The sequence below is a fragment of the Celeribacter litoreus genome, from assembly GCF_020165855.1.
GTDB lineage: Bacteria > Pseudomonadota > Alphaproteobacteria > Rhodobacterales > Rhodobacteraceae > Celeribacter > Celeribacter litoreus.
On the sequence record NZ_JAIUFY010000005.1, the window covers coordinates 956,127 to 971,083 of the forward strand.

The window sequence follows — 14,957 nt, forward strand, 5'->3', positions numbered from 1 at the left end:
ATTACATCCCTTCCAGTTTGTTCTCGAACATAGTCTGGCGGCGACCGCGCAGGACGATGTCAAATTTGTAAGCAAGGAAATCGAGCGGACGCGATTTCGAGAAGTCGAGGGGTGCGACCAGACGGTCGAGCTGGCTGCGGTCGCGGATCGTCGCTGCAATCGGGCAGTGATTGATGAGCGGATCGCCTTCGAAATACATCTGGGTGATGAGGCGCTGGCCAAAGCTGTGACCGTAGACCGAGATGTGGATGTGCATCGGACGCCAGTCGTTTGCACGGTTCGGCCACGGATAGGCACCCGGACGGATGGTCAGGAATTCGTAGTAGCCGTTCTCATCCGTGATTGTGCGACCGCAGCCGCCGAAGTTCGGGTCGAGCGGGGCAAAGTAGGTGTCTTTCTTGTGGCGATACCGGCCACCGGCGTTCGCCTGCCAGATCTCGATCAGGGCGTTCGGGATCGGACGGTTGTTTTCGTCGAGGAGACGACCGTGCATCAGGATGCGCTCGCCCACAGCCGGAGCTGCGCCTTTGGTCCAGTTGAGGATCAGGTTGTTGTCGAGCGCGCCGATCTTGTTATGACCGAAGGTCGGGCCGGTTTCCTCGGACAAGCTGCTTTCCATGGACAGGAGCGGCAGGTTCGGGGAACGGGCCACGGAGGTCTTGTAATCGGGATAATAGGGCACCGGGTGGATCTCGCGGTTGCGCGGGATCAGCGGGCCCTGATCGGTGATCAGGTTAGTCATGGGTGGTCTCCTCCATTTCCGCATAAGTCTGTTTTGCGAGCTTCAGGGCGTGGTTTGCTTTCGGCACGCCTGCATAGATCGCAACGTGTTGAATTGCTTCTGCAATGTCGTCTTTCGACGCACCCGTGCGCGCGGTGGCGCGGATGTGCATCGGGATTTCTTCGAAGTTTCCTGTGGCAGCCAAGAGCGCGATGGTGATCATCGAGCGCTCGCGGCGGCTGATTTTGTCGGAGGACCACACCGTGCCCCAAGCGCTCTCTGTGATGAGCGACTGGAACGGCAGGTCGAATTCGGTCTTTGCGGCTTCCGCGCGGTCCACATGGGCGTCGCCCAGAACCTCGCGGCGGGTTTTCATCCCCTGATCGAATTTCTCACTCACTGTGCGTTCCTTTCCACAAACTTTACCAAGGCGTCTGCAAACGCGACCGGAGCTTCGATCGCGGGCAGGTGGCCTGTGTCTTCAAACATCACGAGATCGGCGCGGGGCAGGGCGCGGGCGAGCGCTTCCACCACTTCCGGCGGGGTCGCGAGGTCGTGCTTGCCGCCAAAAACGAGCGCCGGTTGGGCAATCTCTCCGAGGCGGTCCGTGATGTCGGTGCCCGCGATGGCGGCGCAGGTGGCGATGTAGCCCTCGGCGTCCGTGCGGGCCAAAAGCGTCCTCCAGAGCGGGGCATCCGCGTTTTCGAGCATCTTCGGCCCGAACCAGCGCGGCAGAATGCCGTCGGCCATCGCGGCCATGCCGTTCTCACGCACGCCATCAATCCGCGCGTGCCAGCCTTCTGCTGCGCCGAGCATGGAGGCGGTGTTCGACAGGACGAGGCCTGTGACACGCTCCGGGATCATCAGGGCGATGTGTTGGGCAATGAGGCCGCCGATGGAGCAACCGACGAGGATGACGTTTTCGAACCCTGCGTCGTCAATGGCGGCGATCACGTCGCCAGCCAGATCAGGAATGCCATAGCCGGACGGGGCGGTCTCGGACAACCCATGCCCGCGCTTGTCCATGCGAAGCGTGGCCCAATCCGAGGGCAGGAGGGCGCAAACCGCATCCCACATGCGCAAATCGGTGCCGAGTGAGTTGATAAAGACCAAAGCAGGGCCATCGCCGTCTTTGCGGCTGACATGCATCGTGCCCCAGTCTTGTTTCAGTGCGTACATGGAAACCTCTTCCCTTTTACACAGATTGGCATAATTATTTCCGGCGTAAAAATACAATCTTGAGCGAAAAGCATAACCAAATGAATATACCAAGCGGGATGAAGCTGCGCCACCTTGAGGCGTTTCTGTCGGTGGCAGAGGCGGGGACCATCACGGGTGCCGCGAAAGCGCGAAATGTCTCGCAGCCTGCGTTGTCCAAGACGATCTCGGAATTGGAGGCCCAGCTTGGGACCGCACTTTTCGAGCGGACTGGTCGCCGCGCGGTTCTGACGCCAGCGGGAGAAGCCTTTCGCCGTCATACCCTTTCGTCGCTGCAAAGTCTGGAGGCGGGGGTGCGGGCGATCACGGGGGTCGGTCAGACGGATGTTGTGCGGGTCGGCGTGCTCCCGACGGTCGCCAGCGGGCTTTTCCCGAGTGTTGCGCTCGAATTCTCCGAACTGCGCCCCGACGCGCGGATTGCCGTCATCACCGGTCCGAACCGCTATCTGATTGACCGGATGCGGAGCGGGGGGCTTGATCTCGTGGTCGGGCGTATGGCCCCCGCGCGGGAAATGGCGGGGCTGTCTTTTGAATACCTTTACGATGAAACGGTCATCCTGATCGGGCGCGCGGGGCATCCGGGTCTGTCGATGACGCCGGTCGAGGCGCTGCGCCGCTACCCTCTGATCCTGCCCAACCCCGGTTCCATCATTCGCCAACAAGTGATGCAGTATCTCATCGCCTCGGGGATTGAGGAGAGTGTCTCCGTCCGTTTCGAAACCGTCGCGCGTCCCGTCGGCCTCCCGCTGATCGAGCGGTCCGATATGCTCTGGTTCATCTCACGCGGTGTGGTTGCCCGTGAACTCGACGAAGGGCGGCTCGCACAGTTCGACCTTGGCGTCGACTACATGACAGGGGCTGTGGGTCTGACGCGGAAGTTCGATTTCACGCGGGACAGTCCGGCGGATTTTCTCGCGGGACTGTTGCATCAGCGGGCGAAGGATATGTCCGCCCGCTGAGAAGTGTTTAGACGGCTTCGAGCGCAATCGCGATGCCTTGGCCGACGCCAATGCACATCGTGGAGAGCGATTTCTCACCCGGTTTCAGCTCAAGCATCGCGGTTCCGGTAATCCGTGCGCCGGACATGCCGAGCGGGTGACCGATGGCGATCGCGCCGCCGTTCGGGTTCACGCGCGGATCGTCGTCGGCAATGCCGAGATCGCGCAGCGTGGCGAGACCCTGAGACGCGAAGGCCTCATTGAGTTCGATGACGGCAAAGTCTTCTTGTTTGAGACCCAGACGGGCCATCAGCTTTTTCGACGCAGGCGCCGGACCAAAGCCCATGATGCGCGGAGCCACACCGGCGGTCGCACCACCGAGAACCTTGGCAATCGGCGTGAGGCCGTGCCTTTCAGCCGCTTCCTTCGTCGCGAGGATGAGAGCTGCCGCACCATCGTTCACGCCGGAGGCATTGCCCGCAGTCACGGTGCCGTCGGCTTTCACGAAGGTTTTGAGCTTTTGCAGGGCCTCAAGCGTCGTGGACGGGCGCGGGTGCTCGTCTTCGGACACAACAATCGGATCGCCTTTGCGCTGCGGGATCGACACGGGGACGATCTCTTTCGCGAGACGACCGTTCGCCATGGCTTCGCCAGCTTTCTGCTGGGACCGCAGGGCGAAGAGGTCCTGATCTTCACGGTTGATGTTGAAGTCTTCTGCGACGTTTTCGGCGGTTTCCGGCATGGAATCCACGCCGTATTGCGATTTCATCAGCTTGTTCACAAACCGCCAGCCAATCGTCGTGTCATGCACTTCATTGGCGCGGGAGAAGGCGGTCGTGGCCTTCGGCATAACGAAGGGCGCGCGGGACATGGACTCGACACCACCCGCGATCACGAGGTCGGCTTCGCCGGATTTGATCGCGCGGGCAGCCGTGATGATTGCGTCCATGCCGGAGCCGCAGAGACGGTTCATTGTGGTGCCCGGAACGCAGTCCGGATAGCCCGCGAGCAACAGAGACATACGTGCGACGTTGCGGTTGTCTTCGCCCGCCTGGTTAGCACAACCAAAGATCACTTCGTCAATGGCCGAGAGATCCATGTCGGGGTTGCGTTCTGCAAGGGCTTTGAGCGGGATCGCCCCTAGGTCATCAGCCCGCACAGAGGAGAGGCCACCGCCGTAACGGCCCACAGGGGTGCGGATGTAGTCGCAAATATAAACTTCGGTCATGACAGGTCCTCCGGAACGATCAGGTCAGCCACGTCGCCATCAATGTGAAGCGTCGCGCCAGTGACGGCTTGCAACTCTTCCATCGACAGGCCCGGCAGTTTTTCACGCAGAATGAATTTGCCGTCTTCGATGTCGATAACAGCGAGCGAGGTGTAGACGCGGGTCACACACCCCACACCGGTGAGCGGGAAGGTGCAGGTCTCGACGAGCTTCGGCTTGCCGTCCTTGGTCACGTGGTCGGTGACAACGGCCACACGTTTCGCCCCGTGAACGAGGTCCATTGCGCCGCCAACAGCCGGAACGCCTTTGGAACCCACGCGCCAGTTGGCGAGGTCGCCGTTCTGCGCGATCTGGTAGGCACCGAGTACGGCGAGGTCGAGATGACCACCGCGAACCATCGAGAAGCTGTCCGCATGGTGAAAGAACGACGCGCCCGGGTTGAGTGTGATCGCTTTTTTTCCTGCGTTGATCAGGTCCCAGTCTTCTTCGCCTTCAGCCGGTGCCTTGCCGAAGCCCAGAACGCCGTTCTCGGTGTGGTAGGTGACATCGCGGCCTTCCGGCTGGAACTTCGCGATCATCTCCGGAAAGCCGATGCCGAGGTTCACATAGGAGCCGTCTTCGATGTCTTGGGCGGCGCGCCATGCGATTTGGGCGTTGGAGAGTTTGTCTTCCATAATGTTGAAACCAGCCATTAGTGGACCACTCCCGTGCGCACGAGCACTTCTTCTTGTTGCGGATTGGCGACTTCGACGACGCCGTCGACGAAGATGCCGGGGGTGATGACCTGTTCCGGATCAATGGTGCCCGGTGCGCCAAGCTCGGAGACCTGTGCGATCGTCTTGTCGGCAGCCATCGCCATCAGCGGGTTAAAGTTGCGGCCTGCGAGGCGGTAGGTGAGGTTGCCGACGGTGTCGCCTTGCTGACCTTTGATCAGGGCGAAGTCTGCCTTGAGCCACTGCTCACGCACATACATCTTGCCGTCGAACTCTTCGGTCGGCTTGCCTTCGGCCAGTTCGGTGCCGAAGGAGGTCGGTGTGTAGAAAGCCGGAATGCCAGCGCCGCGCGCACGGATACGTTCGGCGAGCGTGCCTTGGGGCACCAGCTCAAGCTCGATTTCGCCAGCGAGGAATTTCTCGTTGAACGCTTCGGCGTTCGAGGAGCGCGGGAAGGAGCAGATCATCTTTTTGACCATGCCGGCCTTGATCATCGCGGCGATGCCGATGTGGCCGTTGCCCGCGTTGTTGTTGATCACAGTGAGCGCCTTCGGGCTACCGGTCTCACGGAAGCGGTCGATCAGAGCGTGGATGAGTTCAATCGGTGCGCCGGAGCCACCGAAACCGCCAATCATGACCTTCGCGCCATCAGGAATGGCGGATACGGCTTCTGCGGGAGAAGAAAGTGTTTTGTCCATGTGGAACCTCCTGCGATGGTGCATAGGCGCGTGTCGCTAGAGGCTCCAGTCAATTTGTTCGTATTTTGATATTTGTTCTTAATGGGATTTTTTGTGTGCGATATGTGAACAAATTTGGAGGAGCTGGCCGGATGTGACCAGCTTCTCAGCAGCGCGCGCCGTCCTTAGGTGAAGGCGCGGGTGATGCTCACACCTGCCCAAGCGGCAAATCCCGTCAACGCACCGCCCCAGAGCGTATCCGTGATCACCTGTTCCGCGCTCCAGTCGCTAAGTGTCGCGTAGTTGGTGAACTCATAGGTCCCGTAGGCCAATAGCCCGAGGAGCACCCCGCCAACGAGGGCCGTCAGCGCGTGATCATCACGTAGCGCAGGCCAAGACACAAACCAGATCACCCCGCCCACATAGCCGAGATAAAACAGCGCAGCCGGCACGAGGCGGAACGGGTCCGCCAGCAGGTGCCCGACATGGCGCTCGAAGATCGGCTTGATCAGGAGTTTCAGGCCGACGGCATCGACAGCCAGAAAAATGAACGCGGTGGAGAAGTAGAGCAGTGTAAGTTTCATGGTCAGTCCTCAGGCGAGAAGGCGCATGGCAGGGATTATTGAACGAGACGGCGGGTGAGCGGCATAGAGGCCCAGTAGGGCAAGAGCCGCAGAAGTTTCATGGTCAGGGTCAATCTGCGCGGAAAGTGGATTTCGAACCGCTTTCTATCGAGCCCACTGATGATACGGCGCGCGGCCTCATCCGGTTCAATCACGGCAGGCATTTCGAAGTTGTTTTGTTGAGTGAGGCGGGTGTCGACAAAACCGGGGCTGATCAGGCGCACGTCAACTTGTCCGGACAGTTCCGCACGTAGGCTTTCGACAAGATTGATCACCCCGGCCTTGGTCGCGGAGTAGATCTGTCCTTGCGGCAGGCCGATGTAGCCCGCCACTGATCCTGTGATTGCGAGCTGCCCCATCGGTTTGAGCGCTTTCGGAGCGATCTGTGCGAGGTTAAAACAGCCCGTCAGATTAACGGAGATGATCTTTGCCGCCATGTCCGGATCGAGGTCGAGAACCTTGCCCGGATCGTAGAGCGCAGCCAGATGCACAATCCGGTCCACAAGGCCGCTCTCCGCAACTTTGTCAGTCGCTGCCTTCAGGCTTTCGCGGTTACTCACGTCGAGCGTCACGACCTGATGTTTCGAGTCAAGGTTGTCGTTCAACTCATTGAGTTTGTTTTCAGAACGGGCGGACAGGGTGAGCGACGCGCCACGGGCATGATAGCCACGGGCGAGCGCCGCGCCTATCCCGTCCGAGGCGCCGATGATCCATATTCGCTCTGTCCTACTGGCGTCAGGCATGGGACAGTTCCACCTGAACGACATCCGTCTGACCGACTTCGAAAGATGCCGCACAGATGCCGAGATAGAAGCGCCAGTTGCGCAGGAAGCCTGCGTCATATCCGAGCTTCGAAATGCGCGGGGCGGCGGCCTCCATCGACCGGTCCCATGCGCGGCAGGTCTGTGCGTAGTCGCGGCCGAAGGCGAAATTGTCGGTCACTTGCAGGCCAGCCTTGGTCGCCTGCTGCGCAATTACCTCATTTGATAGGAGCATACCTCCCGGGAAGGTGTGATGTCTAATAAAATCAGAGCCTTTCCGGTAGGTCTTGAAGTAGTCATCCTGCACCGTGATTGCCTGAACCATGGCGCGACCGCCGGTTTTGAGGCGGCGCTTGAGGGTGGAGAAATAGGTCGGCCAGTAGCGTTCGCCCACGGCTTCGATCATCTCGATAGACACGATCCCGTCGTATTGCCCGTGGGTAGTCCGATAGTCCTGAAGCTTGATCTCCGCGCGCCCGTCGAGGCGGGCATCGGCGTAGCCTTTTTGGGACGGTGAGATCGTGAGACCCGTAAGTTGGTGGCCACGGTCCGAAGCGCGCTCTGCAAAGCCGCCCCATCCGCATCCGATTTCGAGAAGCGACTCTGCGTCTTTCATCCGATCCAGAATCCGGTCGTATTTTCGGTTCTGCCCGCGTGAAAGATCGATGTCTCCTTCGGAGAACAGGGCCGAAGAATAGGTCATGCCTTTGTCGAGCCAGAGTTGATAGAACTCGTTGCCGACGTCGTAATGCGCGCGGATATTCTTTGCCGCGCCGCGTTGGGAATTGGCGCGCATGAGGCGGTTTACCACGCGAAATTTCAGCGTGTTCCAGAACCCCGCGTAGGCATAGCCGGAAAAGTGATCGAGGTTCAAAAGAGCGACCTGCGTCAGCGCCTCGACCGACGGCGTATCCCACAAACCCGTAACATAGGTTTCCCCGAGGCCGATATCACCACGGGCGGCAATCGCGGTCACGGTGGACCAATCGTTGATCCGCATCTCGGCCTCTGGTGCCCCGCGTCCGAAATCAAAAATCTCGCCCTCAGGCGTATAGAGTCGCAGGCTGCCGTGGCTGATCTGTTCGCAGGTGTCCAGAAAGTCGTGCTTCACGCGTTTGGTCAGGAAATTCATCAGCTCACCTCTTTCTGTGGCGGGGTCGGGCGGGTGCGGTAAGTTGCACCTTTGAGTTTGAGGCGCAGGGCCTGCCAGTGGATCAGGAACATGGTGCGCAAGGCTCCCAGCGGGCGACGCAGCGCGGCTTTGATCAGGCCGCCGTTGGTCATCGGCGCACGTGGGCCTGCGAGCGTCGCGATAACGCCCTCGGCTCCGTTCGTGTGGCGGATACGTATCGCGATCTGGTCGGGAAGAATGCCGAAATGGAAGGCATAGCCGCCCTTGATCTCTTGGAACGGTGAGACGTGAAGCTGCTTGGCCTTTTCGATCTGCATGCGCTGGGTGATCGGTGCGAAGTCGTCAGCGTGGCAGAAATAGGAGTGCCGGTCGCCGAACGGGGTGGAGACCTCTGCGATGACGGCAATGAGGTCTGTTTCCCGCCAGACGAGCCAGAAACTCACCGGATTGAAGCTATACCAAAGGCACCGAGGTTGAGTCAGCAGATGCAGCGTCAGTGATGGATCATCCAGACCGTTTTCTGCCAAGACCTCCCGCGCCCACGGTGCCCCGCGTCCCTTTTTCATCGGTCCGCCGTGGTCTTGGTCGTGGACAGAGAACAGATTGAAGCGGTTGCGCGAGAACAGCGCCGGAGTGGGCGTCTCATGCTCCGGATCAATCAGCACATAATCCACGCCGTATCGGAAAAGATGTCCGATCGCGCCGAGGCGTTTGTGCATAGTCACGCCCACGATATGTTCGGGCACGAGGGTCATACGGTCTGGCGCTCCATCATCCGCGCAATGCGGGCGGCGCTGGCAAAGCCGTCCTCGTGGAAGCCATGGCGCGTGTAGGCGCCAGCAAACCAGGTGTTATTCTGCCCCTGAATGCTGGCCAGTTGCTTCTGCGCACGCAGGGCGGGAGCGTCAAAGACCGGATGGCGGAACGTGACCTGATCATAGATCATCTCCTCGCGCACCGGTTCTGACGGGTTCAGGGAGACGAAGAGGGGGTCGTTCTCCGGAATATTTTGAAGACGGTTCATCCAATAGGTGACGCCAATCGCGGTTTCCTCGCGGGAGGTGTCCGCCTTGTAGACCCAGCTCGACCAAACCTTTTTGCGTTTCGGCATCTGGCTCGGGTCGCAGTGGAGAATGACTTCGTTGTCTTGGAAGCGCATGGCGGAGAGGGCTTGCTGCTCTTCCTTCGTGGGGCTGGCGAGGAGTTTGAGCGCCTGATCAGAGTGACAGGCGAAGATGACTTGATCGAAAGGTTCGAGCGGGCCAGCCGAGCTGTGCACAAGACTTTGGGAGCCGAGGCGTGTCACGCTCTCGACCGGCGTTCCCGGACGCAGCGCGACGCCACGGCCACGCAGATGCGCCTCGAGGCGGCGGACATATTCGACGCTGCCACCATCGACAGTCCACCACTGATGCTGTCCGCTCGTAGAGAGAAGGGCATGGTTGCGGAAGAACTGCACGAGGGCGCGGGCCGGAAAGCCACGGATCTGCTCCGGCGGCGTGGACCAGATCGCGCCCGAGAGGGGCGTGAGGTAAAACCGCTGGAACCAATCGCCGAGATGAAGCTCATCCATCAGTTGGCCGATGGTCATGTCCTCATCCTTGGCCATCTCTTCGGCGCGGGAGTTAAACCGCAGCACATCGCGCACCATCCGGTGAAAGCCGGGGCGGAGCAGGTTGCGGCGCTGCGCGGTCAGGGCGATGAGGTCGTTCAACCCATATTCAATCGTCCCGCCGTTGATCGTGGCGCCAAAGCTCATGTCGCTCTTGGTCACCGGCACGTCGAGATCATGGAACATACGCGTCAGGTGCGGGTAGTTCACGTAATTGAACACGATGAACCCCGTATCTACCGCCTGTTCTCCCGTTTTCCCCGCCATGACCGTGCGGGCATGGCCGCCGAGACGTGGTGCGGCTTCGAACAAGGTGACCGCGTGGTGGGGGGCCAAAAGGTAGGCAGCCGCCAGTCCCGAAATGCCGCCGCCGATGATGGCGACGCGCTGTGGTGCAATATGTGGGGCGTCGAGAGACATGTATAACTCCGGTTTTTCAAAAGAGTTTACGGTAGGCAAACATTTCTGGATCAAATTGTGATCCATTATTTTTTCTGTCCCGTAAGCAGGGTATGCTGATCACGAGACCTATACCTGAAACGAACCAACAGGTCCCCTTTATGGGGGCGGGAGAGCGCGTGACCACAGTGAAATCGACGTCGAATCCGGCGCCGGAAAAGCGGATTTCTGAAGAAACCGTTTGGATGTTGGCGGTCCGGGACACGCGGTGCAAAGTCTCGTTCGCGAAGCTTTTCGACCACTTCGCGCCGCGCCTTAAGGGTTTTTTGATGAGATCAGGCATGGCGGCAGGGCAAGCCGAGGAGGTCGTACAAGACGTCATGCTCGCTGTTTGGCACAAGGCACACATGTACGACCCCGGACGTGCCCCTGTGTCCGGCTGGATTTACCAGATCGCCCGAAATCGGCAGATCGACGTGATCCGGAAAGAAAATCGCCCGTTGCCCGAAGCTCTGAAAGAAGAGCCGGGAACGGAACCTGACGCCAGCCAGATCCTGGCTGTCGAGCAGGAAGCGGACGTGTTGAGAAAAGCGTTGGCGAAGCTCGGAGCGTCGCAGCGCGAGATGATTGAAAAGGCGTATTTCGGAGACCTGACCCATCAGGAGATCGAAAACGAGACGGGCGTGCCGCTTGGCACGATCAAATCGAGGATCCGTTTGGGGCTGGAGAAATTGCGCCATGAACTGAAGGAGATGCGTCGCGATGACTGACATTTCGCATCATATCCCCGACTCGCTTCTGGCCGCGTATGCGGTCGGATCTTTGCCCGAGCACTATGCGCTCGTGGTGGCGACGCATGTCTCGATGTGTCTGGAATGCCGTGCGGGCTATGAGGCCCATCAGGCGATGGGTGGTATGGTTCTTGAAGGCTGCGCCGAGGAATCCGTGTCGTCGGATACAAAGTCCGCACTGCTGGACCTTTTGGATGTGCCCTATGAGCCGGAGCCGATTTATCGCAAGTCCGGTGTCTATCCGGGGCCGATCATGGAGGCCCTCAAAGGCCGTCCGCCAAAGTGGAAGTCTCTCGGTCTCGGCGTGCGCCAGAGTGTTCTGGCAGGAGACTCCGAGGGGTCTGTGCGGCTGCTGTATATCCCGCCGGGGCAGGCGGTGCCTGATCATGGTCATAACGGGATCGAACTGACCCTCGTTCTGCAAGGCAGCTTCAGCGACGAGACCGGCTGGTTCGGTGTGGGTGACATGGAAGTGGCTGGGCCTGAGCTGGAGCACACGCCGATTGCGGATGCGGGGCCGCCCTGTATCTGTCTCGCGGCGACGGACGCGCCGCTTCGGTTCAAGAGCTTTATGCCACGCTTGCTCCAACCGATCTTCAAAATCTGAAATGAGAAACGGCGGCTGATTTCCAGCCGCCGTTTTCGTTTCAGCCTGCGAGCAGCGCCGCGTTGCCGCCTGCGGCCGTGGTGTCCACGCACATGTGGCGTTCGTGGAGCACATGCGCTGCGTCAGGGAGAGATGTCAGCAGCGGCAGAATGGCGCCGTCGCGGGAGGCAAGTGCTTTGGACATCTTCCGCCCGATTTCCTCATCCCCCCACCAGAGCGCACCGGAGAACCCGTCGAGTTCCGCGAGATGCTTCGCGAAAACTTTTCCGTCCGGAACCACGGCATGCCCGCCAAGCGCTTCGACAGCCTGCCGTTGCGCCTCGGCGGTCGCGGCCCCCGGCCCGAGGCAGAGCACGGGCGGACGGGTGTGGAACGTCAGGCGGTTCAATTCACCGGTCGGGCCAGGCATCAGGCGTTCTCCGATACGCTCTGGCGTGTCCGCCGCAAGGGCTGCCAGAAGTGACGCCTCATTTGCGTCGCGATCAAAGTGCGCACCTTCTGCCACACCGTTCTCAGGGGCATAGAACCGTGACAGGTAGAGCGGGCCGCCCGCTTTCGGACCCGTGCCGGAGAGACCTTCGCCGCCAAACGGCTGAGAGCCCACAATCGCGCCGATCTGGTTGCGGTTCACGTAGATGTTGCCGACGTGAATAGCATCGCTCACGCTTTGCACACGGTCGTCAATGCGGGTGTGCAGGCCGAAGGTGAGGCCAAAGCCACGGGCGTTGATTTCGTTCACCACCTTCAGGAGGTTCTTGGATTTGAAGGTCGCCACATGAAGGACAGGCCCGAAGATCTCACGCTCCAGATCATTGATACCGTTCACTTTGATCATGGTCGGCGGGATGAACGTCCCAGTCTCAGGCGCGCTCACTTGGTGCAGGACAGAATTCGCGTGTTTCGCAATGTATTGCGCGATGCCGTGCTGCGCGTTCTCGTCAATCACCGGCCCCACGTCGGTCGTTAGAGCGTCCGGATTGCCGAGGTTCAATTCATCCATCGCGCCCTTGATCATGTTGATCACATGCTCTGCACTGTCTTCCTGAACGTAGAGGCAGCGAAGCGCCGAACAGCGTTGACCAGCGGATTGGAAGGCCGAGGCCACGATGTCGCGCACCGCTTGTTCCGCGAGCGCAGTGCTGTCCACGATCATCGCATTGAGGCCACCCGTTTCGGCGATGAGCGGCGTGCCGGGGGTCAGATGTTCGGCCATCGTCCGGTTGATGCGCTGGGCGGTGTCGGTCGAGCCGGTAAAGACGACACCTTTGATCCGCGGATCAGAGGTGAGCGCCGCGCCGACGGTAGAGCCGCGACCCGTCAGCAGTTGCAACACATTGCGCGGCACACCAGCCTCGTGGAGCAGAGTGACGGCGCGGTGGGCGATGAGCGGGGTGGTTTCCGCCGGTTTCGCGAGAACGGCGTTGCCTGCGATCAGAGCTGCGGAAATCTGGCCGGTGAAAATTGCGAGCGGAAAGTTCCACGGGCTGATTGCGGTGATGACGCCACGGGGGTCACGCGGGTCAACCTCTCCTTCGCCAGCGTAGTAACGGAGGAAGTCCACAGCTTCACGCACTTCGCCGATGGCGTCGGGCCAGTTTTTTCCGGCCTCGCGTGCGAGAAGGCTAAAGATTTCAGGGGCATTCGCCTCATAGAGATCGGCTGCACGGCGTAGCACGGCCGCACGCTCCGCCGGAGACGCGGACCAGATCGCGGCATCATCGAGCGCGTTTTCAACGGTCGCCGTGTCGGCCTCAATGACAGCGCCGATTTCGTCTCCGGTCGCAGGGTTGATCACTGGAACACGTGTGCCGGTCGGGGCCGTGACTGTAATCGGCGCGGCTTCAAGGAAGTCGATGTCGCGGCGGGACGCGAGGTCCGCCAGAACGCCCTCATCCGTGAGGTCCCAGCCGCGCGCGTTTACACGCTCTTCTCCGAAAATCTTCGACGGAGCGACAAGGGTTCTCGGGGCTTTCGCGGTTTCGAGCGCCTCGAACGGATCGAGGGCGATCATTTCGGGAGAGACGTTTTCGTCCACGATCTGGTGCACGAAAGACGAGTTCGCACCGTTTTCGAGAAGGCGACGCACGAGATAGGCGAGAAGATCTTGGTGGGCGCCCACGGGTGCGTAGATGCGGCAGTGGCCTTCGGTCTCTTTCAGCACGATGTCATGCAGACGCTCACCCATGCCGTGCAGGCGCTGGAATTCGAACGGGCGACCCTCGGCCAGTTCCTGAACAGCGGCGACGGTATGCGCGTTGTGCGTCGCGAATTGCGGGAAGAGGCGATCGGTCATGCCAAACAGTTTCTTGGCGAGGCAGATATATGACACATCGGTCGCTGCCTTCGTCGTGAAAAGCGGGAAGCCGGGCATGCCTGCGACTTGGGAGAGTTTCATCTCTGTGTCCCAATACGCGCCTTTGACGAGACGGATGTTCATCTTGCGGTCATAGCGGTTGGCCATGGCGTATAGCTCGTCAATCGCCGCGCCCGCGCGTTTGCCGTAGGCTTGAACGACGACGCCGAAGCCGTCCCAGCCTGCGAGCACCTCATCGGAGAGCACTGTGTCGATGACTTTGAAGGACAGCGCCAGACGGTCCTGTTCCTCTGCGTCGATGTGGAAAGCGATGCCAGCCTCTTTCGCCTGACGCGCGAGGTTTGAGACGACGGGCACGAGTTCGCGCATCACGCGCTCTTCGTGGGCAACCTCATAGCGCGGGTGAAGCGCGGAGAGTTTGACGGAAATGCCGGGGTTCTCGACGATGGTGTCGAACCGCGCAGCGGCGCCGATGGCTTTGATTGCATTCGCATAGTCGCGGGCGTAGCGCGCTGCGTCTGCCTGCGTGCGGGCGGCTTCGCCGAGCATGTCGAAGGAGTAGGTGTAGCCCTTGTCCTCCATCCCGCGGCCCCGCTTGAGCGCGCCTTCGATGGTTTCGCCGAGGACGAACTGACGCCCCATTTCCTTCATGGCACGACCGACAGCGGCACGGATGACGGGTTCACCCAGACGCTTGACCGCACCACGCATGACGCCAGCCACACCGGGCTGTTCGTCTTTGAGAACCTTACCCGTGAGCATGAGCGCCCATGTTGAGGCGTTTACGAGAGAGGAGGCTGCCGTGCCGAGGTGCTTGTTCCACTCGGAGGGCGCAATCTTGTCCTCGATTAGGGCGTCGATGGTGAAGGTGTCCGGCACGCGCAGCATGGCCTCGGCGAGACACATCAGGGCGACACCTTCGCGTGTCGAGAGACCATATTCCGCAAGGAAGTGTTCCATGAGCGTCGGCTTGGCCTCGGTGCGGATGCGTTCAACGAGCACAGCAGCGCGTTTGCTGATGGCCTGACGTGTGTCGGCGCTCAGGGCCGCGGTCGAGATCAGGGTGTCGAGCAGTTCTGACTCAGAGGCGTATTTCGCCGAGAAACCCAACGAGGGGTAGGTCACATTGTGCATGAGGTTCTCCGGGAGCAAACATTTCCTCGAGTATATCGCGGATAAAATAGACAGAGTGACCAAACTATGGTTGTTGGCTAGTGTATCAG

The 14,957-nt window shown here is 60.4% G+C and carries 15 protein-coding genes; 3 read left to right on the forward strand and 12 right to left on the reverse strand.

Annotated features, from left to right (window positions below):
* Position 1: 1 nt before the first annotated feature.
* The 3 genes from pcaH to pcaD are packed head-to-tail and all read right to left on the reverse strand — an operon-like array spanning position 2 to position 1,900.
* A complete protein-coding gene (gene pcaH, locus LA304_RS06735; protein ID WP_224502341.1) occupies positions 2-742 on the reverse strand; it encodes a protocatechuate 3,4-dioxygenase subunit beta in 741 nt (246 codons plus the stop codon).
* Positions 735-1,121, reverse strand: coding sequence for a 4-carboxymuconolactone decarboxylase (gene pcaC, locus LA304_RS06740; RefSeq protein ID WP_224502342.1), 387 nt, complete (start codon positions 1,119-1,121; stop codon positions 735-737). The genes pcaH and pcaC overlap by 8 nt, the downstream gene beginning before the upstream one ends.
* Positions 1,118-1,900, reverse strand: a complete 783-nt coding sequence (gene pcaD, locus LA304_RS06745; protein WP_224502343.1) for a 3-oxoadipate enol-lactonase — start codon at positions 1,898-1,900, stop codon at positions 1,118-1,120. Before pcaD ends, pcaC begins: the two co-directional genes overlap by 4 nt.
* 80 nt (positions 1,901-1,980) lie before the next feature.
* Here pcaD and LA304_RS06750 point away from each other — a divergent pair, with 80 nt between their 5' ends.
* On the forward strand, positions 1,981-2,898 hold the full coding sequence (locus LA304_RS06750) for a LysR substrate-binding domain-containing protein (RefSeq protein WP_224502344.1): 918 nt from the start codon (positions 1,981-1,983) through the stop codon (positions 2,896-2,898).
* A 7-nt stretch (positions 2,899-2,905) separates the two neighbouring features.
* Here the strand turns inward: LA304_RS06750 and pcaF are convergent, their stop codons facing one another.
* The 8 genes from pcaF to LA304_RS06790 all read right to left on the reverse strand — a co-directional run bounded on the left by pcaF (position 2,906) and on the right by LA304_RS06790 (position 10,043).
* Positions 2,906-4,105 carry a 3-oxoadipyl-CoA thiolase gene (pcaF, locus tag LA304_RS06755; protein ID WP_224502345.1) on the reverse strand — a complete coding sequence of 400 codons (1,200 nt, stop codon included), beginning with the start codon at positions 4,103-4,105 and terminating at the stop codon, positions 2,906-2,908.
* Positions 4,102-4,779, reverse strand: a complete 678-nt coding sequence (locus LA304_RS06760; RefSeq protein ID WP_455423506.1) for a CoA transferase subunit B — start codon at positions 4,777-4,779, stop codon at positions 4,102-4,104. Before LA304_RS06760 ends, pcaF begins: the two co-directional genes overlap by 4 nt.
* 17 nt (positions 4,780-4,796) lie before the next feature.
* The gene (locus tag LA304_RS06765) at positions 4,797-5,516 is read right to left on the reverse strand and encodes a 3-oxoacid CoA-transferase subunit A (protein ID WP_224502346.1); all 720 of its coding nucleotides are present in this window, start codon (positions 5,514-5,516) and stop codon (positions 4,797-4,799) included.
* 164 nt (positions 5,517-5,680) lie between these two features.
* Positions 5,681-6,079: a DUF2177 family protein gene (locus LA304_RS06770; protein ID WP_224502347.1), complete on the reverse strand. Its 399-nt coding sequence runs from the start codon at positions 6,077-6,079 to the stop codon at positions 5,681-5,683.
* 35 nt (positions 6,080-6,114) lie between these two features.
* A complete protein-coding gene (locus LA304_RS06775) occupies positions 6,115-6,861 on the reverse strand; it encodes an SDR family NAD(P)-dependent oxidoreductase (protein WP_224502348.1) in 747 nt (248 codons plus the stop codon).
* Positions 6,854-8,011, reverse strand: coding sequence for an SAM-dependent methyltransferase (locus tag LA304_RS06780; protein WP_224502349.1), 1,158 nt, complete (start codon positions 8,009-8,011; stop codon positions 6,854-6,856). The genes LA304_RS06775 and LA304_RS06780 overlap by 8 nt, the downstream gene beginning before the upstream one ends.
* On the reverse strand, positions 8,011-8,766 hold the full coding sequence (locus LA304_RS06785) for a DUF1365 domain-containing protein (protein WP_224502350.1): 756 nt from the start codon (positions 8,764-8,766) through the stop codon (positions 8,011-8,013). The genes LA304_RS06780 and LA304_RS06785 overlap by 1 nt, the downstream gene beginning before the upstream one ends.
* Positions 8,763-10,043, reverse strand: coding sequence for an NAD(P)/FAD-dependent oxidoreductase (locus tag LA304_RS06790; protein WP_224502351.1), 1,281 nt, complete (start codon positions 10,041-10,043; stop codon positions 8,763-8,765). The genes LA304_RS06785 and LA304_RS06790 overlap by 4 nt, the downstream gene beginning before the upstream one ends.
* A 224-nt stretch (positions 10,044-10,267) precedes the next feature.
* On the opposite strand from LA304_RS06790, the gene LA304_RS06795 reads away from it, so the two are divergent.
* Entirely contained in the window at positions 10,268-10,792 is a 525-nt protein-coding gene (locus tag LA304_RS06795; protein ID WP_224502492.1) for a sigma-70 family RNA polymerase sigma factor, read from the forward strand.
* Entirely contained in the window at positions 10,785-11,420 is a 636-nt protein-coding gene (locus tag LA304_RS06800; RefSeq protein WP_224502352.1) for a ChrR family anti-sigma-E factor, read from the forward strand. The genes LA304_RS06795 and LA304_RS06800 overlap by 8 nt, the downstream gene beginning before the upstream one ends.
* A gap of 40 nt (positions 11,421-11,460) precedes the next feature.
* On the opposite strand, the gene putA is transcribed toward LA304_RS06800, so the two are convergent.
* On the reverse strand, positions 11,461-14,868 hold the full coding sequence (gene putA / locus LA304_RS06805; protein ID WP_224502353.1) for a bifunctional proline dehydrogenase/L-glutamate gamma-semialdehyde dehydrogenase PutA: 3,408 nt from the start codon (positions 14,866-14,868) through the stop codon (positions 11,461-11,463).
* Positions 14,869-14,957: the final 89 nt, after the last annotated feature.